The 18837-nt window shown below is 71.4% G+C and carries 18 protein-coding genes; 11 read left to right on the forward strand and 7 right to left on the reverse strand.

Features of this window, described 5'->3' with window-relative positions:
• Positions 1–80: 80 nt before the first annotated feature.
• The 4 genes from AB0O76_RS25415 to AB0O76_RS25430 all read right to left on the reverse strand — a co-directional run bounded on the left by AB0O76_RS25415 (position 81) and on the right by AB0O76_RS25430 (position 3908).
• Positions 81–767: a response regulator transcription factor gene (locus AB0O76_RS25415; protein WP_365495549.1), complete on the reverse strand. Its 687-nt coding sequence runs from the start codon at positions 765–767 to the stop codon at positions 81–83.
• Entirely contained in the window at positions 764–2011 is a 1248-nt protein-coding gene (locus AB0O76_RS25420) for a sensor histidine kinase (protein ID WP_365495552.1), read from the reverse strand. The genes AB0O76_RS25415 and AB0O76_RS25420 overlap by 4 nt, the downstream gene beginning before the upstream one ends.
• Before the next feature lie 787 nt (positions 2012–2798).
• Positions 2799–3077 carry a hypothetical protein gene (locus tag AB0O76_RS25425; RefSeq protein WP_365495555.1) on the reverse strand — a complete coding sequence of 93 codons (279 nt, stop codon included), beginning with the start codon at positions 3075–3077 and terminating at the stop codon, positions 2799–2801.
• A gap of 39 nt (positions 3078–3116) precedes the next feature.
• Positions 3117–3908: a PspA/IM30 family protein gene (locus tag AB0O76_RS25430; protein WP_365495557.1), complete on the reverse strand. Its 792-nt coding sequence runs from the start codon at positions 3906–3908 to the stop codon at positions 3117–3119.
• Between the two features lie 221 nt (positions 3909–4129).
• On the opposite strand from AB0O76_RS25430, the gene AB0O76_RS25435 reads away from it, so the two are divergent.
• From AB0O76_RS25435 to AB0O76_RS25445, 3 genes are all read left to right on the forward strand, one after another.
• Positions 4130–4804 carry a DUF3043 domain-containing protein gene (locus AB0O76_RS25435; RefSeq protein WP_365495633.1) on the forward strand — a complete coding sequence of 225 codons (675 nt, stop codon included), beginning with the start codon at positions 4130–4132 and terminating at the stop codon, positions 4802–4804.
• 74 nt (positions 4805–4878) lie between these two features.
• Entirely contained in the window at positions 4879–5586 is a 708-nt protein-coding gene (locus tag AB0O76_RS25440) for a methyltransferase domain-containing protein (protein WP_365495560.1), read from the forward strand.
• Between the two features lie 95 nt (positions 5587–5681).
• Positions 5682–6734: a trypsin-like peptidase domain-containing protein gene (locus tag AB0O76_RS25445; RefSeq protein ID WP_365495563.1), complete on the forward strand. Its 1053-nt coding sequence runs from the start codon at positions 5682–5684 to the stop codon at positions 6732–6734.
• Between the two features lie 189 nt (positions 6735–6923).
• Here the strand turns inward: AB0O76_RS25445 and AB0O76_RS25450 are convergent, their stop codons facing one another.
• Positions 6924–7145 carry a hypothetical protein gene (locus AB0O76_RS25450; protein WP_365495566.1) on the reverse strand — a complete coding sequence of 74 codons (222 nt, stop codon included), beginning with the start codon at positions 7143–7145 and terminating at the stop codon, positions 6924–6926.
• A 224-nt stretch (positions 7146–7369) separates the two neighbouring features.
• On the opposite strand from AB0O76_RS25450, the gene AB0O76_RS25455 reads away from it, so the two are divergent.
• The gene (locus AB0O76_RS25455; protein WP_365495569.1) at positions 7370–8569 is read left to right on the forward strand and encodes a bifunctional adenosylcobinamide kinase/adenosylcobinamide-phosphate guanylyltransferase; all 1200 of its coding nucleotides are present in this window, start codon (positions 7370–7372) and stop codon (positions 8567–8569) included.
• Between the two features lie 16 nt (positions 8570–8585).
• Here AB0O76_RS25455 and AB0O76_RS25460 read toward each other — a convergent pair whose 3' ends face one another.
• Positions 8586–9326 carry a class I SAM-dependent methyltransferase gene (locus tag AB0O76_RS25460; RefSeq protein ID WP_365495572.1) on the reverse strand — a complete coding sequence of 247 codons (741 nt, stop codon included), beginning with the start codon at positions 9324–9326 and terminating at the stop codon, positions 8586–8588.
• 143 nt (positions 9327–9469) lie between these two features.
• Here AB0O76_RS25460 and cobT point away from each other — a divergent pair, with 143 nt between their 5' ends.
• The 3 genes from cobT (at position 9470) to AB0O76_RS25475 (ending at position 13087) form a co-directional block, all read left to right on the forward strand.
• The gene (gene cobT / locus AB0O76_RS25465; protein WP_365495575.1) at positions 9470–10549 is read left to right on the forward strand and encodes a nicotinate-nucleotide--dimethylbenzimidazole phosphoribosyltransferase; all 1080 of its coding nucleotides are present in this window, start codon (positions 9470–9472) and stop codon (positions 10547–10549) included.
• Positions 10550–10616: 67 nt separating this feature from the next.
• The gene (locus AB0O76_RS25470) at positions 10617–12392 is read left to right on the forward strand and encodes a phosphatidylglycerol lysyltransferase domain-containing protein (protein ID WP_365495577.1); all 1776 of its coding nucleotides are present in this window, start codon (positions 10617–10619) and stop codon (positions 12390–12392) included.
• Positions 12389–13087 carry a hypothetical protein gene (locus AB0O76_RS25475; RefSeq protein ID WP_365495580.1) on the forward strand — a complete coding sequence of 233 codons (699 nt, stop codon included), beginning with the start codon at positions 12389–12391 and terminating at the stop codon, positions 13085–13087. Before AB0O76_RS25470 ends, AB0O76_RS25475 begins: the two co-directional genes overlap by 4 nt.
• On the opposite strand, the gene AB0O76_RS25480 is transcribed toward AB0O76_RS25475, so the two are convergent.
• Positions 13033–13791, reverse strand: a complete 759-nt coding sequence (locus AB0O76_RS25480; RefSeq protein ID WP_365495583.1) for a hypothetical protein — start codon at positions 13789–13791, stop codon at positions 13033–13035. The genes AB0O76_RS25475 and AB0O76_RS25480 overlap by 55 nt on opposite strands.
• 131 nt (positions 13792–13922) lie before the next feature.
• On the opposite strand from AB0O76_RS25480, the gene AB0O76_RS25485 reads away from it, so the two are divergent.
• From AB0O76_RS25485 to AB0O76_RS25500, 4 genes are all read left to right on the forward strand, one after another.
• Positions 13923–14705 carry an adenosylcobinamide-GDP ribazoletransferase gene (locus AB0O76_RS25485; RefSeq protein ID WP_365495586.1) on the forward strand — a complete coding sequence of 261 codons (783 nt, stop codon included), beginning with the start codon at positions 13923–13925 and terminating at the stop codon, positions 14703–14705.
• 369 nt (positions 14706–15074) lie between these two features.
• Positions 15075–16607 carry a leucyl aminopeptidase gene (locus AB0O76_RS25490; protein WP_365495588.1) on the forward strand — a complete coding sequence of 511 codons (1533 nt, stop codon included), beginning with the start codon at positions 15075–15077 and terminating at the stop codon, positions 16605–16607.
• A gap of 284 nt (positions 16608–16891) precedes the next feature.
• A complete protein-coding gene (lpdA, locus tag AB0O76_RS25495) occupies positions 16892–18280 on the forward strand; it encodes a dihydrolipoyl dehydrogenase (RefSeq protein WP_360763095.1) in 1389 nt (462 codons plus the stop codon).
• A gap of 64 nt (positions 18281–18344) precedes the next feature.
• Positions 18345–18837 (forward strand): biotin/lipoyl-containing protein (locus AB0O76_RS25500; RefSeq protein ID WP_365495591.1); only part of this gene is annotated, 493 nt, incomplete at its 3' end.

Below are 18837 nucleotides of genomic sequence, written 5' to 3' on the forward strand. Positions count from 1 at the left end.
ATGTCCAGGGCGGGAACCCTCACTCCCGGGTCCCGTTCTTATACGGCGCATACTGCGGGCGCAGTACACCGCGCCCCGGCTCACTCCACCCTTGGACGTACCAGGCCCGATTCGTAGGCAATGACGACGAGTTGTGCCCGGTCGCGGGCGCCCAGCTTCGCCATCGCACGGTTCACATGGGTCTTCACGGTGAGCGGGCTGACCTCGAGCCGCTCGGCGATCTCGTCGTTCGAGTGCCCGCCCGCGACCTGGACGAGGACCTCGCGCTCGCGCCCGGTGAGCGCGTCGAGCCGCTCGCCGCGCGCCCCGCCGACGCCGTCACCGTCCGAACCGTCGCCCTGCGCGAGGAACTTGGCGATCAGGCCCTTGGTCGCCGCCGGGGAGAGCAGCGCGTCGCCGGCGGCCGCGATGCGGATCGCGCCGAGCAGCTCGTCCGGCTCGGCCCCCTTGCCGAGGAAACCGGAGGCGCCCGCACGCAACGACTGCACTACATACTCATCGACCTCGAAGGTCGTCAGCATCACCACGCGTACGTGGGCCAGGGCGGGGTCGGCGCTGATCAGCCGGGTGGCGGCGAGACCGTCCGTGCCGGGCATCCGGATGTCCATCAGGACCACGTCGGCGGCCTGCGCCTTGGCGAGCTCGACGGCCTCCGCGCCGTCCGACGCCTCGGCGACGACCTCCATGTCGGGCTCGGAGTTCACGAGCACCTTGAACGCGCTGCGCAGCAGTGCCTGGTCGTCGGCGAGCAGCACCCGGATCGTCACGCGGTGGTCCCTCCCTCTGCCGGGATTACCGGCTTTGCCGTGACGGGCAGGATCGCATGGACGCGGAAACCGCCGCCGTAGCGGGGGCCCGCGGTGCAGCGGCCGCTGAGCGCGCTGACCCGTTCACGCATGCCGATCAGCCCGTGCCCGCCGCCGTTGTCCTCGACGACGGCCCGGGGCTCGGCGCCGGCTCCCGGGCCGTCGTCGAGGACGGTCACCTCGATGTTCGGTCCTACGCGTACGACGCTGACCTCGGCCTTGGCGCCCGCGCCCGCGTGCTTCTGCACGTTGGTGAGGGCCTCCTGGATGATGCGGTAGGCGGCGAGGTCGGCCCCGGCGGGCAGCTCCGTCTCCGCGTCGCCGCGGGTCACCTCCACGGGGAGGCCCGCGTGCCGGAAGGTGTCGACGAGGTCGTCGAGGTGGGCCAGGCCGGGGGCCGGTTCGGTGGGGGCCTCGGGGTCGCCGGACTGCCGCAACAGGCCGACGGTGGCGCGCAGTTCGTTGAGCGCGGAGCGGCTGGCGTCGCGTACGTGGGAGAGGGCTTCCTTGGCCTGGTCGGGCCGCTTGTCCATGACATGTGCGGCGACACCGGCCTGCACATTGACCAGGGCGATGTGGTGCGCGACGACATCGTGCAGATCGCGGGCGATGCGCAGCCGCTCCTCGGCGACGCGCCGCCGCGCCTCTTCCTCCCGCGTCCGTTCCGCCCGCTCGGCGCGCTCCCTTATGGCGTCGACGAAGGCGCGGCGGCTGCGGACCGCGTCGCCTGCGGCGGCGGCCATGCCGGTCCAGGCGAAGATGCCGAGGTTCTCCTGGGCGTACCAGGGCAGGGGGCCCGCGACCATCGCCACGCCGGTGAGGCCCGCCATGGTGATCAGGCCGACGCGCCAGGTGGTGGGGCGGTTGGTGGTGGCGGCGACGGTGTACAGGGCGACGACCGCACTCATCACAACGGCACCGCGGTACTCGCCGGTGACGAGGTCGGTGACGGAGACGGTGGAGGTCGCGGCGAGCGCGAGCCAGGGGGCGCGGCGGCGGAAGATCAGCGCCGTGGCGCCGAGCACCATCAGGATCACGCTCAGCGTGGCCGGGGTGCGGGTGCCCCAGCTGGGTCCTCCGTCGTGCCGGTACGGCTCGACGAACGACCCGATGACCATGCAGACGAGAACGGCCGCCGCGAGGGCGCCGTCCACCGCCAAGGGATGCGCCTTGGCCCAACAGCGGCCTCGCACGAGAGTCGTCACGCCTTAAACGGTACGGGGCCCTGCGGGCTGCTGGGACCGGTCTGCCGGCTCGGCCTGCTTTCGGAGCCGCCTCACCCCGCCTTACGTGCCCCGGGGTCGACCGCCTTACGCCTCACCCCGTTTCCCACACCCCGGGGTCGACCGCCTTACGCCTCACCCCGTTTCCCACACCCCGGAGTCGACCGCCTTGCGGCTCGCCCCGCCCTTGCCTGCCCGGGAGTCGTTCCGCCGCTTCGCGGCGTTTTCCCCACCCACCCACCCACCCGATTACCCGGAGCTGCGGGGGGCCGGGGACCGGAGGCTTGCGGGCCGGGGGTTGCCCCAAGCTGCGGGGGAACCGGGCGCGCGCGGGGGGGGCGGGAGACGGGAGCCACCGGGCAATCAGGCTTCCCGGCCGGGGAATCGCCCCGAGCTGCGGGGGAACCAGGCACGCGCGGGGGGGGCCGGGAGACGGGAACCACCGGGCAATCAGGCTTCCGGGCCGGGGAATCGCCCCAAGCTGCGGGGTAACCGGGCGGGGGCCTGGGGGCCGGACCTCCTACGGGGTAATCGGGCTTGCGGGCCGGGGATTTGGTCCTCGGTTCGGGGTAATCGGGTGGGTGGGCGGGAAAGATCCGCTGGGTGCGCGGGAAAGATCCGCCGCGAAGCGGCGGTTCAGGGCCGGCCCAAGGCACGGCCTCAGCCATGAGGCGGCGGATCAGGGCGCCGCGCGCAGAGCCGACGCCACGCGGCGGATCAAGGCACCCGGAGAGCCGACGCCGCCGTTCAAGGCGAACCCCGTGGCACCTCAGCCGGGGATCAGGCCGTCGTCGTTCAGCATCTGGCGGACCTCGTCCAGCGTCGCGTCCTCGGCGGGGAGGATCAGCTCCGAGGGTTCCAGGGCGTCGTCCGGGAGGGGATCCCCCAGCTCCCGGACCTTGTCGAGGAGGGCGGTCAGCGTCCTGCGGAAGCCGGACTCGTCGCCGCTCTCCATCTCTTCGAGCAGCTCGTCGTCCAGCTTGTTCAGTTCGGTGAAGTGGCTGTCCGCCAGCTTCACCTGCCCCTCCCCCATGATCCGTACGATCATGTCGCCCTCCTCGGACGTGAGCGGTGAGCCGATGTGGAGCTACTGCTTGTCGAAGCGCGGGGTGTCCTGCGGCTGCTCGGCCTGGGGCTGTCCCTGACCCGGCTCGATGGCCTGCTTCGGCGTCGAGCCGCCGGCCAGTTCGGCCTTCATGCGCTGCAGTTCCAGCTCTACATCAGTACCACCGGAGAGGCGATCCAGCTCGGTCTGGATGTCGTCCTTGGCCAGGCCGGAGGAGTCGTCGAGGGCGCCGGAGGCCAGGAGCTCGTCGATCGCGCCCGCCCGCGCCTGGAGCTGCGCGGTCTTGTCCTCGGCACGCTGGATGGCCATGCCGACGTCGCCCATCTCCTCGGAGATGCCGGAGAAGGCCTCGCCGATCCGGGTCTGCGCCTGCGCGGCGGTGTACGTCGCCTTGATCGTCTCCTTCTTCGTACGGAAGGCGTCGACCTTGGCCTGGAGTCGCTGCGCCGCGAGGGTGAGCTTCTCCTCCTCGCCCTGGAGCGTCTGGTGCTGCGTCTCCAGGTCCGTCACCTGCTGCTGCAGCGCGGCGCGGCGGGACAGGGCCTCGCGGGCCAGGTCCTCACGGCCGAGCGCGAGCGCCTTGCGGCCCTGGTCCTCCAGGGTCGACGACTGCTTCTGGAGCTGGCTCAGCTGCAGCTCGAGGCGCTTGCGGGACGTCGCCACGTCGGCCACACCACGGCGCACCTTCTGCAGCAGCTCCAGCTGCTTCTGGTAGGAGTAATCGAGGGTTTCGCGCGGGTCCTCGGCCCGGTCAAGGGCCTTGTTCGCCTTCGCGCGGAAGATCATCCCCATACGCTTCATGACACCGCTCATGGGCTTCGCGCGCCCCCTTCTGACGGACTTCTCAGCTCCAGGTACTGCAACAGAACCCACAGTACGGGCCCTGCATCCATTACCGCACTGTTCGCGTGCGGATGCGCTCATCCCCAAGGACGACTGCGTGCGGCCAAGCTCAGGCGTAGGGAGTAGGTGCACCCCCGGGAACCGCCCGAAAACCGCTTGTAAACCACACGGAACGTCCTCTTAGCCACACAATCAAGACGCCCGGTGTTGCCGGATCGTTCCCCATCGGACTGGGGTCCACACGTCCGCACCCCGTACCCTTGGGTTTTGTGTTCCGTAGCCGATCCAAGGACGAGAAGGCCCCGGCGAGCAAGGCCCCGGTGACCGACTCCCAGCAGCCCCGTGACCCCGAGGCCCCGAAGGGCCGCCCCACGCCCAAGCGCAGTGAGGCCCAGACCCAGCGCCGCAGCGTGGCCAACACGCCTGTGACGCGCAAGGAGGCGGCGAAGCGGCAGCGCAACGAGCGCCGTGTCCAGATGGACAAGCAGCGTCAGGCGCTTGCCAGCGGTGACGAGCGCTATCTGCCCGCCCGCGACAAGGGTCCGGTGCGCAAGTTCGCCCGTGACTTCGTGGACTCGCGGTTCTGCATCGCCGAGTTCTTCCTGCCGCTGGCCGTGATCATCCTCGTACTGAGCATGGTCCGGATCCCGCAGCTGCAGAACATCGCGCTGCTGCTCTGGCTCTTCGTGATCGTCCTGATCATCGTGGACTCGGTCACCACGGCGTTCCGCCTGAAGAAGCGGCTTGCCGAGCGCTTCCCGGACGAGAGCAAGAAGGGCGCCGTCGCCTACGCCCTGATGCGTACGCTCCAGATGCGCCGACTGCGACTGCCCAAGCCGCAGGTCAAGCGCGGAGAGCGGCCCTGAGCGGTTTCGCCGGCGGAGCGGCCGCCTGGCTGGAGAAGCTGGGCGGCCTGCGCAATGCCGTACGCCAGGAGCTGGTGTCCCGGCAGCTCGACGAGCAGATCGCAGGGCGCTTCCCCGTGGGGCAGCGGCTGCGGGTGCTCGACGTGGGCATGGGCCAGGGCACGCAGGCGCTGCGGCTCGCGCGTGCCGGTCACAAGGTGACGGGCGTCGAGCAGGATCCGACGATGGTCGCCGCGGCGCGTGCGGCGCTCGACGCGGAGCCCGAGGGCATCCGCGGGAGGGTCCGGATCGTCGAGGGCGACGGGCACGAGACCGGGGTGCACTTCCTGCCGGGCAGCTTCGATGTGGTGCTGTGCCACGGCGTGCTCATGTACGTCGAGGAGCCGGACGCGCTGCTCGCGGGCCTCGGCCGGATGCTGGCCCCCGGGGGGCTCCTCTCCCTGCTCGTCCGCAACGCGGAGGCGCTTGCCATGCGGCCGGGTCTGGCCGGTGACTGGGCGGGGGCGCTGGCCGCGTTCGACTCGACGTCGTACCGGAACCGGCTCGGTATCGAGGCGCGGGCGGATCGGCTCGACGCGGTGACGGCGTCGCTCGCGGGGATCGCCGCGCCGCTGCATGCCTGGTACGGCGTGCGGGTCTTCACCGACACCGCGCCGGACGGGTCTGCACCTCCTGCGGAGGCGGAGCTTTCCGCGTTGCTGGCCGCGGAGGAGCGGGCAGGTCGTACTGACCCGTATCGCCGGGTCGCGGCGCTTTTGCATGTCTGCGGTGTACGGGACTGACTGAACCGCCGCTTCGCGGCGGATCTTTCGCACCCACCCACCCGATTGCCTCGCATCCCAGGGCGACACATTCGGGCAAACGAGACACTCGGGGCATGAATGTCTCGCGTACCCGTGCCGTCACCGTGACCGCCTCCCTTGCGGCCGCGCTCCTCGTCGCAGGCTGCTCAAGCTCCGGCTCCGGGGACTCCGGTCAGTCCACCACGCAGGCCGCGCCCGCTGCCGCGAACGATCTGCAGGAGGACTACCAGCAGGTCATCGAGGACGTCCTGCCGTCCGTCGTGCAGATCGACGCGTCCGACAGCCTCGGCTCCGGCATCGTCTACGACAACAAGGGGCACATCGTCACCAACGCCCATGTCGTGGGCAAGGAGCAGACCTTCAAGGTGACGACGGCCACCGGCGAGCTGACGCTCGGTGCCGAGCTCGTCGCCGCGTACCCGGAGCAGGACCTCGCCGTCATCAAGCTCGACGACGTGCCGAGCGGGCTCAAGGCCGCGAAGTTCGGCGACTCGTCGAAGGCCGAGGTCGGGCAGATCGTGCTCGCCATGGGTTCGCCGCTGGGTCTGTCGTCCAGCGTCACGCAGGGCATCGTCTCCGCCACCGGGCGGACCGTCAGCGAGGGCCGCTCGGGCGGCGGTACCGGGGCCACGATCGCCAACATGGTGCAGACATCCGCGGCGATCAACCCGGGCAACAGCGGCGGCGCCCTGGTCAATCTCGACAGCGAGGTCATCGGCATCCCGACGCTCGCCGCGACCGACCCGGACATGGGCGACAGCGCGGCGCCCGGCATCGGGTTCGCGATCCCGTCCTCGATGGTGAAGACCGTCGCCGACCAGATCATCAAGGACGGCAAGGTCACCGACTCGGGCCGGGCCGCGCTCGGCATCACGGGACGCACCGTGCTCGGTGACGACTACAAGCCCGCGGGTGTGGCGGTGGTCGATGAGCAGCAGGACGGTGCGGCGGCCGATGCCGGCATCCGGACCGGCGACATCATCACCAAGGTGGGCGACGCCGACATCACCACGATCACCTCGCTCTCCGAGGCCCTCGCCGGGCTGCAGCCGGGCGACAAGACGGAGGTGACGTACGTGCGGGACGGCGCGGAGAAGACCGTCGACGTCACGCTCGGCGAGATGTAGCGGGACGTGGGGGGGGGGGGGGGGGGCGGGCCCCCCCCCCCCCCCCCCGGGGGCGGCCCACCCCGGCGTTGGTTAGGTCGGGGGGGCGCGGGCATAAAACCCCCGCCGGCGGCGGGGGGGGGGGGGCCGGGGGGCGGGGGGGGGGGGGGGGGCCCCCCCCCCCCCCCCTCCCTCACGTTCAGGCCCGGCTCAGTCCTGCGCCGCGCCCTGCGCGTGCAGGCTCATCGGCCCGTAGATCTTGTTCGCGTCCTCGAAGAGCGACACCTGGTCGGCGCCGCCGTCGGCGAGCTCTTTCCAGTACTCGCCGACCCAGGACTCCGCGTCGCCCTGAGTCGTGAACTCCTCGGGCGTCAGAGCGGGCTGGACCTCCGTCCCGTCCGCCTTCTCGAACCGCCACGTCCATGCCGCCATGCCAGCCTCCCGATGGTCCGACAGCTGTCTCAAGCCGCTTGAAGCCTATGCGCTCCGCTGCGAGTCCGGTACGGCATCTGAGGTACGTCGCGGCTGGTCTCCCACGCGGCGGAGCCGCACATGTCACAGCCCCGCGCCCCTTCGGGCGCGTCCCGACTGCCGGGAATCCGCCGGACCACCTATCCGGGCGAGCGGCGCTCGCGGTGACGCGGGAGGATCTTCTCGTGGAACTGACTCTGCTCGGCACCGGCGCCCCCGAAGGCCTGCCCGTCCCAGGCTGCCCGTGCGCGGCCTGCGCGACGGCGCTCGGCGACGCCGCACGCGCCGCGACCGCGCTCCTCGTCGACGGCGTTCTGCTGCTCGACCTCACCCCTGGCGCCGCCCTCGCGGCCGCCCGCTCCGGGCACACGCTCGGCGGCGTACGCCAGGTTCTCCTCTCCCATCCGCACGACGGCCCATCGGTGGAGGTACCGGCCGGTCTGCCGCAGCCGGGCCGGGTGCCCGACGGGCGTGAGCTCGCGCTGCTCACCGGGCACCGGGTGCGCGCGGTGGCGATGGACCACCCCGGGACGGGGTACGAGGTGACAGGACCTGACGGCGAGCGGCTGCTGTATCTGCCGCCGGGCGGCGCGCCCTCCGGAGTGCCGGGCGAGCATCCCGCGTACGAGATGGTCGTGGCCGATGTCATCGGGCGCCCCGACGGGCTCGCCCGGCTGCGGGCGGCGGGCGCCGTCGGTCCGACGACGGACATCATCGCCGTCCATCTGAGCGACGAGGTGCCGCCGGGTGCTGAGCTGAGGCGCAGGCTCGCGGCCGCCGGTGCACGGGCCGTGCCGGACGGTTCGACGCTGGTGGTCGGCGCCTACGAGGACGTACCGGATGTGCCGCGGCGCACCCTCGTCGTGGGCGGTGCCCGGTCGGGGAAGTCGGTGGAGGCCGAGCGCCGTCTTGAGGCGTTCCCCGATGTGCTGTACGTGGCGACGGGCGGGACCAGGAACGGTGACTCCGAATGGGCGGACCGGGTGAGCGCGCACCGCGAGCGGCGGCCCGGTTCGTGGAGCACCGCCGAGACCTGTGATCTTGTTCCGCTGCTCGGCGTGAACGGGCCTCCCCTGCTCATCGACTGCCTGTCGCTGTGGCTGACGTACGCGATGGACGAGGTGAACGCGTGGGACGACGCCGAGTGGGCGGGCGGCGGCGAGCGTGCCCTTCGCAAGCGGGTCGCCGAGCTCACGGACGCGGTGCGGTCGACCCGGCGCACGGTCGTCGCCGTCTCGAACGAGGTCGGCTCGGGCATCGTCCCCGCGACCGCGTCGGGCCGCCGCTACCGCGATGAACTGGGCCGCCTCAACACGGCGTTCGCGGCGGAGTGCGAGCAGGTCCTGATGGTCGTGGCGGGCCAGGCGCTCGTCCTGCGGGGCTGACCGGGCGGCTCGCAGCTCACGCGTCCGGGTTTCTGCGGGCGATGATCCGGAAGGCGTTGGAGAACCGGGTGCGGCTCACCACGGGCGCGAGCATCCGGTCGGCCAGGGCGGCGGCGGCGAGCAGCGGGATCGCGAGGCGGGCCGCGGCGCGGATGCGGCCGAGGGTGACGGCGAGGCTCGCGGTCAGGTCGAGCGGGATGTGCGGCTCGCGCCGGTCGGTGGCCACGACGGTGTAGCCGAGGCTCTCCAGCTCGCGCCGCAGCGCGGTGGGCGGGATGCGGTGGTGCGGCTCGGGCCGGATCCAGCCCTTGCCGAGCAGCCTGGCGTACCGGCTCTCCGGGACGGGGACCTCGATCATCAGATGGCCGCCGGGCCGCAACACCGTGCGGGCGGCGATGAGTTCGATGCGGGGGTCGGCGCTGCGCTCCAGGTAGTGGAACATGCTCAGCGCGTCGTAGCGCCCCGCGAGCCTCGGCGCGAGATCGGCGAGCAGGCCCAGATGCGCCTCCTCCACGCGGCCCGCCGCGCGGCCCTCCTCCACTCGCCCGGTGCGGTCGAGACCGTCGAAGGCGGTGTACGGGTGGACCTCCTTGGCGGCGGCGGGGAAGTGCCCGTGTCCGGTGTCGACGTCCAGCCAGCTCTCGGGCTCGATGAAGCGGCCCATCGCGCGGGCGCGTGCCCTGTGGCGGCGGGCGGCCGGTTGCGGGGCGGCGAGGATCTTCTCGGCCTGGGCTGCGGCGGCGTGGGCGGCGTCCATGGGGGTGGAGGTCTCCTCTGTCCGGCGGTTCGAGCAGGACGACAATCCCCTTGAAACAGTACGTAAGGGATGATCGACACCGGTGCAATGACACCACGGAGGCGACCGCGCAGGGCCCCGACCCTCCCGGTACTGTTCGGCGAATGAGCTCGCTGAATCTCGACGACTTCACCGACCTGATCGAGCGCCCCGACGGCGGGGTGCGGCGCGACGCCGAAGAGCGCAGGGAACGGCAGAACGTGCCGCCCGGGGCGCTCGGGCGTCTCGACGAACTGGGCGAGTGGCTGTCCGCCGCCCAGTCGTCGGTTCCGGTCAAGCCGATCGAGCGGCCGCGCGTGATCCTGTTCGCGGGCGACCACGGGGTGGCCGAGCTCGACGTCTCCGCCAGGACCGCGGGCAGCGCTGCCGAGCTCGTGCGGTCCGTGCTCTCCGGTGAGAGCCCCGTCGCCGTGCTCGCGCGCCGGCTCGACGTACCCGTCCGGATCGTCGACATGGCCCTGGACTGCGACCCGGCCGAGCTGCCCGCCGAGGTGGCGGGTCACCGGGTGCGGCGCGGTTCGGGGCGCGTCGACATCGAGGACGCGCTGACGGCCGAGGAGGCCGAGGCCGCGGTGCGGGCCGGGATGGCCGTCGCCGACGAGGAGGCCGACTCCGGCGCCGACCTGATCGTGCTCGGCGATGTGAGCGTCGGCGGGACGACGCCAGCGGCCACGCTGGTCGCGGCACTCTGCGGGACCGACGCGTCCGTGGTGACCGGGCGGGGCGGCTCGCCGATCGACGACCTGGCGTGGATGCGCAAGTGCGCGGCGGTCCGTGACTCGCTGCGGCGGGCGCGGCCCGTGCTCGGGGACCAGCTGGAGCTGCTCGCGGCGGTGGGCGGGGCGGACATCGCCGCGATGACCGGGTTCCTGTTGCAGTGCGCGGTGCGGCGTACGCCCGTGATTCTTGACGGCGTTGTGGCTTCGGCGGCCGCTCTGGTGGCCCAGCGGGTCGCCTTCCGCGCGCCGGACTGGTGGCTTGCGGGGCATGCGAGCGGGGAGCCGGCGCAGGCCAAGGCCCTTGACCGGATGGCGCTCGATCCGGTGCTCGAGCAGGGCGTGAAGGTGGGCGAGGGGGTGGGGGCGCTCCTTGCACTTCCCTTGGTGCGGGCTGCGGCCGCGCTGTCCGCGGAGCTGCCGGAGCGGGCGCCTGCGCCTGAACCGGCGGTGCCGGACGCGGAGTAGCCGGGGGCGCCGCCGTACGGAACGCCTGCCCGCAACTCGGACATCACGGCCCATATGATCCCTCTTCATGGGAGATGAGCCGAATGTTACTTCTGCACGTAATCGGCGGATCGCTGCGGGCTTCAGCGTCTGGTACTTGCGCGCCGTCACCTTCATCAACTTTCTGAGCGCGGTCTGGGTCTCCCTGGGGCAGGATCTGCGGCGGCACAACACCGAGAACTACTTCACCCCGTATCTGCTGACGGCAGGGTTCGCCTCGGGGGCGTTCACGATGTTCCTGGCCATCACGATGCGCCGCCGCAAACGCGCCGCCTGGATTCTCAACCTCGTACTCAGTGGGCTCTTTCTTCTTCTCTTCGCGTTCGCGATGGTCTTCCCGGAGATCCGTCAGCACGCGCAGAACTGGATCTCCCTCGTCCTGACCACCGCCTTCGTCGCCTCGCTGATCGTCGGGCGCCGGGAGTTCTACGCCAAGGGCGACCGGTCGAATCCGAAGCTCGCCGCGGCCGTCGCGGCCGGCGGTCTTCTCGTGACCTCACTGATCGCCGCGCTCCTGGTCACCGTCACCAACCACGCGCACGACGACTACCGTTCGACCTTCCTCGACCGCTGGCGCTACGGCACCATGCGGCTCGTCTCGCTCGCCGCCGACGACAAGCGGTTCGAGGGCATCGCCACGCCCGGCTGGGTCAACGTCAGCATCAACGTGCTCAGCACGCTCCTCCTGCTCGCCGTGCTGTACGCCGCCTTCCGCTCCCGCAAGGCCGTCGACCCGCTCACCGAGGACGACGAGGCCAAGCTGCACGGGCTGCTCGACAAGTACGGGGAGCGCGACTCGCTCGGGTACTTCGCGCTGCGCCGCGAGAAGAGCGTCGTGTGGTCGCCGAGCGCCAAGGCGGCAGTCGCCTACCGGGTGATCGGGGGCGTCTCGCTGGCCTCCGGTGATCCCATCGGGGATCCGGAGGCCTGGCCCGGCGCCATCGAGCCATGGCTCGCCGACGCCCGCGAACACGGCTGGATCCCGGCCGTGATGGGGGCGAGCGAGGAGGCGGGCACGATCTACGCGCGGCACGGACTCGACGCCCTCGAACTGGGCGACGAAGCCATCGTCGAGACCGCCGCCCGGGGCGGAGCCCCTGATCAACACTTCACGCTGGAGGGTCGGGCCATGCGCACCGTCCGGCAGGCGTACAACCGGGTCAAGCGGGCCGGGTACGAGGTGCGGATCCGCCGTCACGAGGACATTCCGGCCGACGAGATGGCGTACCTCCTCGAGCGCGCCGACGACTGGCGCGACGGGGCCACCGAGCGCGGCTTCTCCATGGCGCTCGGGCGGCTCGGCGATCCTTCCGACGGGCGGTGCGTGATGCTCGAATGCACCGATGGGGAAGGCGAGTTGAGAGCGGTGCTCTCCTTCGTTCCCTGGGGGCCTCGCGGGCTCTCCCTCGACCTGATGCGGCGCGACCGCGACTCCGAGAACGGCCTGATGGAGTTCATGGTCATCGAGCTGCTCCAGCGCGCCCCGGAGATCAACGTCACTCAGGTGTCGCTGAACTTCGCGATGTTCCGGTCCGTCTTCGAACGTGGCTCGCGGCTCGGCGCGGGCCCGGTCCTGCGGTTGTGGCGCTCGCTGCTCACCTTCTTCTCCCGGTGGTGGCAGATCGAGTCGCTGTACCGGGCCAACGCGAAGTACCGCCCGATCTGGGAGCCGCGCTTCCTTCTCTTCGAGAAGAGCGGCGACCTGCCGCGCATCGGCATCGCGTCGGCCCGCGCGGAGGGCTTCCTGGAAGCGCCGGGCCTGCCGAAGTGGCTGCACCGCAAGCATCTGGAGTCCCGACGATGAGCGCCCCGTCCCTGTCCCGCATGGCACGCGACGAGTGGGGGCCGCTGTACTCCGCCGTGCGGGACGGGATCGCGGCCCGGCGGTGGCGGGCCGCGCCGATGACGCTCGCCGCGGTCTGTCTCACCGCCCTGTGCCAGTTCGTCCAGAACCAGCCCTGGGGCTATCAGTTCATCCAGAACATCGGTTCCGTACGGGCCGAGGACCCGCTCTGGCTGGCCCTGATCCGGACCCCGCTCTCGCTCTTCGTACCCGCGCTCGACCTGCCCGTCTGGGGCGCGCTCGCGCAGATCCTGCTGGTGTTCGGCATCGCCGAGATCTGCGTCGGCTGGTGGCGCACGCTCCTCATCGGCTACGCGGCCACCCTCGCGGGCACGCTCTACGCGCGCGTGGGCGTCGCATGGGGTCCCGGCCACCCGCTGGGGCTTCCGGCGTCCGACGCGCAGGTCGTCGACACCGGTCCGTCCGCGGCCGTGGTGGGGCTCGCGGTCTATGTGTGCTGGCGGTACCGGGCGTGGTTCACGGGGTCGCTGGTGATCGCCGTGATGGTGATCGAGGTCTTCGTCAAGAGCAACCTCGCGGGCAAGGAGCACTTGGCGGCGATCGCGGCCGTGCTCGTGCTGTGCGGCTGCTCGGCGGTGCTTCAGCGGCGCGGGCGCGCGAGTTCCGTGTCGGGCTTGCCGCCGATCCAGTCCTGAACCTTGCGGCGCGGGCCCGCCCAGCGGCGGTCGTGGCGGTAGGCGCGCAGGCCCGCCCGGGCGCGGGCGCGGTGCCGGTTGCGGTAGAAGCGTCTGGCCCATGCCGATCCCGGGCGGGCGAGGCGGATCGCGCCCACCAGCGCGACCAGCGGGATCACCATGCCGATCAGCGCCGTCTGGAGCTTGCCCTTGACCAGCGCGATCAGGGCACAGCAGCAGTTGAAGGCGACGTTCAGGGCGAGCGCGGCGCGGTTGCTCCGCTCATCGGGCGACATGTCGTTCACGCCGAACGGGGTGAAGCCGGTGAGGATGAGCACCACCAGGGCCGCGGTGAGCATCACCACCTCGACGCTCTTGCGGCCCTGTTCGCCCCAGTAGACGTCGTCGAGGTAGAGGATCAGCGCGAACTCGTCCAGGACGAGTCCTGCGCCGACCCCGAACATGACCGCCGCGAGCATCGGCCCCAGGCTGTGGCTGCCCGCGGCGACGGCCCAGAAGCCGCCTACGAGCATGAGGAAGATGCCGGGTACGACGTGATGGATGTGTACGTCGCCGGTGCTGATGTTCCGGAAGGGGCCCTTGCCCGCGCGGATGAGGCGGGTGATGGTCCGGGTGACGAGAAACGTGACGACGAAGGAGAGCAGGGCCAGGAGCAGCGGGAGCTTTCCCGGCTCCGTGATGTTCCGGTACCACCAGTCGGCCATGGGGCCATCCTGGGCCGGGGGTTGTCCTGCCGCATTCCCCTGCGGCTGAGTGGGGGTTCTCCTATGCCGCCGCTTCGCGGCGGATCTCTCCCGCCCACCCACCCGATCACCCCGCGGTATAACCTTCCGCGGTGCCCCGAACCTCCCCCGCCGACGGCCCACGCTTCGCCTTCGGCACCCTCACCGCGCTGCCGGTCACAGTCACCCGCTGGGACCGCGAGGCCGCCCGTGCCGGGATGCTCTGCGCTCCCCTGGCCGGCGTCACAGTGGGGCTGTTCGCCGCGGCACTCGGCGGTGCACTCATAGCCCTCGGCGCGGGCCCCCTCCTCGCCGCCACAGCGACCGCCGCAACCCCCGCCGCGCTGACCCGCGGCCTCCACCTCGACGGCCTCGCCGACACCGCCGACGGTCTCGGCAGCGCCAAGCCCGCCGACGACGCCCTGCGGATCATGAAGCAGTCCGACGTCGGGCCCTTCGGCGTCATCACGCTGCTCTTCGTGCTGCTCGCCCAGGTCGCCGTCCTCTTCCAGCTCTACGAAACCTCGTGGACCCGCGGCGCCCTCGCCGCCGTCGTCTCCGCGGCGGCGGCCCGGCTCGCCCTCACCCTGGCCGCCCGCACGGGTGTTCCCCCGGCCCGCCCGGAGGGCCTCGGCGCCGCCGTGGCGGGCACCGTCCCGCGGAACGCCGCGCTGCTCACGGCTGCCGCCGTCGCCGCGGCCGCAGCGGCCGCCGCCGTGCCCTTCGGAACGTACGAGACCGTGCAGTACGCGGCCGCGGTCGTCCTCGCGGTCTGCGCCGCCGAACTGCTGCTTCGCCACTGTGTCCGCCGCTTCGGCGGCATCACCGGCGACGTCTTCGGCGCCCTCGCCGAGACCGCCGCGACGACGGCCCTGGTCGTCCTAGCCCTCGGCTGAGGGAGCTGAGGGACGCGTACTGCGCGCACTGCTCGTTCACCGCGAAGTCGAAGTCCCCGAGGGGTTCCAGGACGTCGGTGCGGCGGATTCGGCTGACACGGGCTCACCGTACGGGAGGTGACGCGGGCTCACCGCACCGGAGGGGTCGCTGTGCGACGGCCCGCTCACACTGCGTACACCATCGCGAACGCCCGTGCCAAACATGAAAACGACGACACGTTCGGATGAATCTGCGCTGGCACGATCGAATCGGCACGACGCGCGTAGGCTCATGTCCGGCGCCCTTCCGGCCCGTTCCAGACCGGCGCCGGGCCCGGTCGACCCAACCCCATCGGCCAAGGAACTCAACGGAAGCGAGAATTCACCACCGTGACTGCTCTGACTCTCAGCACCGCCGCCGCGTCCGGCCTGCGTGCCGACGCGATCGTCGTCGGCGTAGCGAAGGGCGCCAAGGGCGCGGTTGTAGCGCCCGGCGCCGAGTCCGTGGACAAGGCGTACGACGGCAAGCTCGCGTCCGTCCTGGAGACCCTCGGTGCCTCGGGCGCCGAGGGCGAGGTGACCAAGCTGCCCGCACCCTCCGGCTTCAAGGCGCCGGTCGTCGTCGCGGTCGGTCTCGGCACGGTGCCGGAGAAGGACGAGACGTACGGCACCGACGCCCTGCGCCGCGCCGCAGGCACCGCCGCGCGCGCCCTGTCCGGCTCGAAGAAGGCCGGTTTCGCGCTGCCCACCGAGGACGCCGAGGACGCAGGTTCAATCGCCGAGGGCGCGCTGCTCGGCGCGTACTCGTTCGACGCGTACAAGGAGAACGGCTCCGCGAAGGGCAAGAACGGCAAGGACTCCAAGAGTCCGCTCGCCGAGATCGCCCTGCTCGGCGGCAAGCCCCGCGACAAGGCGTACAAGGCCGCGATCGAGCGCGCCATCGCCGTGTCCGAGGAGCTCAACCGCTGCCGCGACCTCATCAACACCCCGCCGAACGACCTGAACCCCGAGGCCTTCGCCGCCGTCGTCACCGCGGCCGGCAAGGAGCACGGCATCAAGGTCCAGGTCCTGGACGAGAAGGCGCTCACCAAGGGCGGCTTCGGCGGCATCCTCGGTGTCGGCGTCGGCTCGGAGGCCCCGCCGCGCCTGGTGAAGCTGTCGTACACGTCGTCCAAGGCGAAGAAGCACCTCGCCTTCGTCGGCAAGGGCATCACGTACGACTCGGGCGGCATCTCGCTGAAGCCCGCCGGTCACAACGAGACCATGAAGTGCGACATGAGTGGCGCGGCCGCGGTCTTCGCCGCCGTCGTCGCCGCCGCGCGTCTGGGCCTCGAAGTGAACGTCACCGGCTGGCTCGCCCTCGCCGAGAACATGCCGTCCGGCTCGGCGACCCGCCCCGGCGACGTCCTGCGGATGTACAGCGGCAAGACGGTGGAGGTGCTCAACACCGACGCCGAGGGCCGTCTGGTCCTGGCCGACGCGATCGCCAAGGCGTCCGAGGACCAGCCCGACGCGATCGTCGACGTGGCGACGCTGACCGGCGCGATGATGATGGCGCTCGGCAGCCGCACCTTCGGCATCATGGCCAACGACGACGCGTTCCGCGCCGCGATCCACGACGTCTCCGAGGAAGCGGGCGAGCCCTCCTGGCCGATGCCGCTGCCCGAGCACCTGAAGAAGGGCATGGACTCCCCCACCGCCGACATCGCCAACATGGGCGAGCGCATGGGCGGCGGTCTGGTGGCCGGTCTCTTCCTGCAGGAGTTCGTGGGCGAGGGCATCACCTGGGCGCACCTGGACATCGCGGGCCCGGCCTACAACGAGGGCGGCCCGTTCGGTTACACGCCCAAGGGCGGCACCGGCACCGCGGTCCGCACCCTGGTCCGGCTCGCCGAGCGCACGGCCGCGGGCGACCTCGGCTGATTTGCGTACGTTGCGTGGGGCCCCGGACGTCGTGTGCGTCCGGGGCCCCGCGCGGTTTCGCCCACAACGAAATCCGTACGTTCGTACGCCTTGGTAACCCACAGACGTGTCGAATCAGACGTCTCACAGCCCGGCCCGCCGTCCCACCTCCCGCCGACAAGTGCGAAGATGGGTTCTCGGCAGGACAGGGCCCCCACCACAGGGCCGAAACAAGAGCGGCCGATACCAGCCGCCGACCGGTCATCGCCGACCGGCGTACGGCGCACATGCATGGAGGACGTGACGTGGCGAACGACGCCAGCACCGTTTTCGACCTAGTGATCCTCGGCGGCGGTAGCGGCGGTTACGCCGCGGCACTGCGCGCGTCGCAGCTGGGCCTGGACGTCGCCCTGATCGAGAAGGGCAAGGTCGGCGGCACCTGCCTGCACAACGGCTGCATCCCGACGAAGGCGCTGCTGCACGCCGGTGAGATCGCCGACCAGGCTCGCGAGGCGGACCAGTTCGGTGTGAAGGCCACCTTCGAGGGCATCGACATGGCGGCCGTCCACAAGTACAAGGACGACGTGATCTCGGGCCTCTACAAGGGCCTGCAGGGACTCATCGCCTCGCGCAAGGTGACGTACATCGAGGGCGAGGGCCGTCTGTCGTCCCCGACCTCCGTCGATGTGAACGGCCAGCGCGTCCAAGGCCGCCACGTGCTCCTCGCGACCGGCTCCGTGCCGAAGTCGCTGCCGGGCCTGGAGATCGACGGCAACCGCATCATCTCCTCGGACCACGCCCTGGTCATGGACCGCGTACCGAAGTCCGCGATCATCCTGGGCGGCGGCGTCATCGGCGTCGAGTTCGCCTCGGCGTGGAAGTCCTTCGGGGCCGAGGTGACCGTCGTCGAGGGCCTCAAGCACCTCGTGCCGGTCGAGGACGAGAACTCCTCGAAGCTTCTTGAGCGCGCGTTCCGCAAGCGCGGCATCAAGTTCAACCTCGGCACCTTCTTCGAGAAGGCCGAGTACACGCAGGACGGCGTCCGCGTGACCCTCGCCGACGGCAAGACCTTCGAGGCCGAGGTGCTTCTGGTCGCCATCGGCCGCGGCCCGGTCTCCGCCGGTCTCGGCTACGAGGAGCAGGGCGTCGCGATGGACCGCGGCTACGTCCTGGTCGACGAGTACATGCAGACCAACGTCCCGACCGTCTCGGCCGTGGGCGACCTGGTTCCGACCCTCCAGCTCGCGCACGTCGGCTTCGCCGAGGGCATCCTGGTGGCGGAGCGCCTGGCCGGTCTCAAGACCGTCCCGATCGACTACGACGGCGTGCCGAAGGTGACGTACTGCCACCCCGAGGTCGCCTCCGTGGGCATCACCGAGGCCAAGGCCAAGGAGATCTACGGCGCGGACAAGGTCGTCGCCCTCAAGTACAGCCTGGCGGGCAACGGCAAGAGCAAGATCCTCAAGACCGCGGGCGAGATCAAGCTCGTCCAGGTCAAGGACGGTGCCGTGGTCGGCGTCCACATGGTCGGCGACCGCATGGGCGAGCAGGTCGGCGAAGCCCAGCTGATCTACAACTGGGAGGCGCTGCCGGCCGAGGTCGCGCAGCTCATCCACGCCCACCCGACGCAGAACGAGGCGATGGGCGAGGCCCATCTGGCCCTGGCCGGTAAGCCGCTGCACTCCCACGACTGAGCCCCTCAGTTTTTCGGGCGCGACGACCTAGACTTCCGCAATTTCGTAAGGAGCAACTGAAACCATGGCGGTTTCCGTATCCCTTCCGGCGCTCGGCGAGAGCGTCACCGAGGGCACTGTCACCCGTTGGCTGAAGGCCGAGGGCGAGCGCGTCGAGGCCGACGAGCCGCTGCTCGAGGTGTCGACCGACAAGGTCGACACCGAGATCCCGTCGCCGGCCTCCGGCGTCCTGGCGTCCATCAAGGTCGCCGAGGACGAGACGGTCGAGGTCGGCGCCGAGCTGGCCGTCATCGACGACGGCAGCGGTGCGCCCGCTGCCGCCCCGGCTCCGGCCGCCGAGCCCGCCCCGGCGGCCGCTCCGGCCCCGGCCGCCGAGGCCCCCGCCGCTCCGGCGCCCGCCGCCGAGGCCCCGGCTCCGGCCGCCGCCCCGGCCGGGGGCGCCACCCGCACCGACGGGACGCAGCCCCCCCGTGGCGAGTCCGTCACCGACGGCACCGGCCACCGCAGGCGGAAGGCCGAGGGCGAATACGTCGCCGGGGACCAGCCCCAGCTCCCGG

Origin of the sequence: Streptomyces sp. NPDC086554, from assembly GCF_040686095.1 — a bacterium.
Classification (GTDB): Bacteria; Actinomycetota; Actinomycetes; order Streptomycetales; family Streptomycetaceae; genus Streptomyces.

What these genes read in the sequence shown, in the direction of transcription:
- AB0O76_RS25430 (WP_365495557.1), bottom strand. Translation starts at nt 3,908, where the DNA reads ATGAGCGGTGTCATGAAGCGTATGGGGATGATCTTCCGCGCGAAGGCG.
- AB0O76_RS25480 (WP_365495583.1), bottom strand. Translation starts at nt 13,791, where the DNA reads ATGGCCGACTGGTGGTACCGGAACATCACGGAGCCGGGAAAGCTCCCG.
- AB0O76_RS25425 (WP_365495555.1), bottom strand. Translation starts at nt 3,077, where the DNA reads ATGATCGTACGGATCATGGGGGAGGGGCAGGTGAAGCTGGCGGACAGC.
- AB0O76_RS25445 (WP_365495563.1), top strand. Translation starts at nt 5,682, where the DNA reads ATGAATGTCTCGCGTACCCGTGCCGTCACCGTGACCGCCTCCCTTGCG.
- AB0O76_RS25450 (WP_365495566.1), bottom strand. Translation starts at nt 7,145, where the DNA reads ATGGCGGCATGGACGTGGCGGTTCGAGAAGGCGGACGGGACGGAGGTC.
- AB0O76_RS25470 (WP_365495577.1), top strand. Translation starts at nt 10,617, where the DNA reads ATGGGAGATGAGCCGAATGTTACTTCTGCACGTAATCGGCGGATCGCT.
- cobT (WP_365495575.1), top strand. Translation starts at nt 9,470, where the DNA reads ATGAGCTCGCTGAATCTCGACGACTTCACCGACCTGATCGAGCGCCCC.
- AB0O76_RS25460 (WP_365495572.1), bottom strand. Translation starts at nt 9,326, where the DNA reads ATGGACGCCGCCCACGCCGCCGCAGCCCAGGCCGAGAAGATCCTCGCC.
- AB0O76_RS25475 (WP_365495580.1), top strand. Translation starts at nt 12,389, where the DNA reads ATGAGCGCCCCGTCCCTGTCCCGCATGGCACGCGACGAGTGGGGGCCG.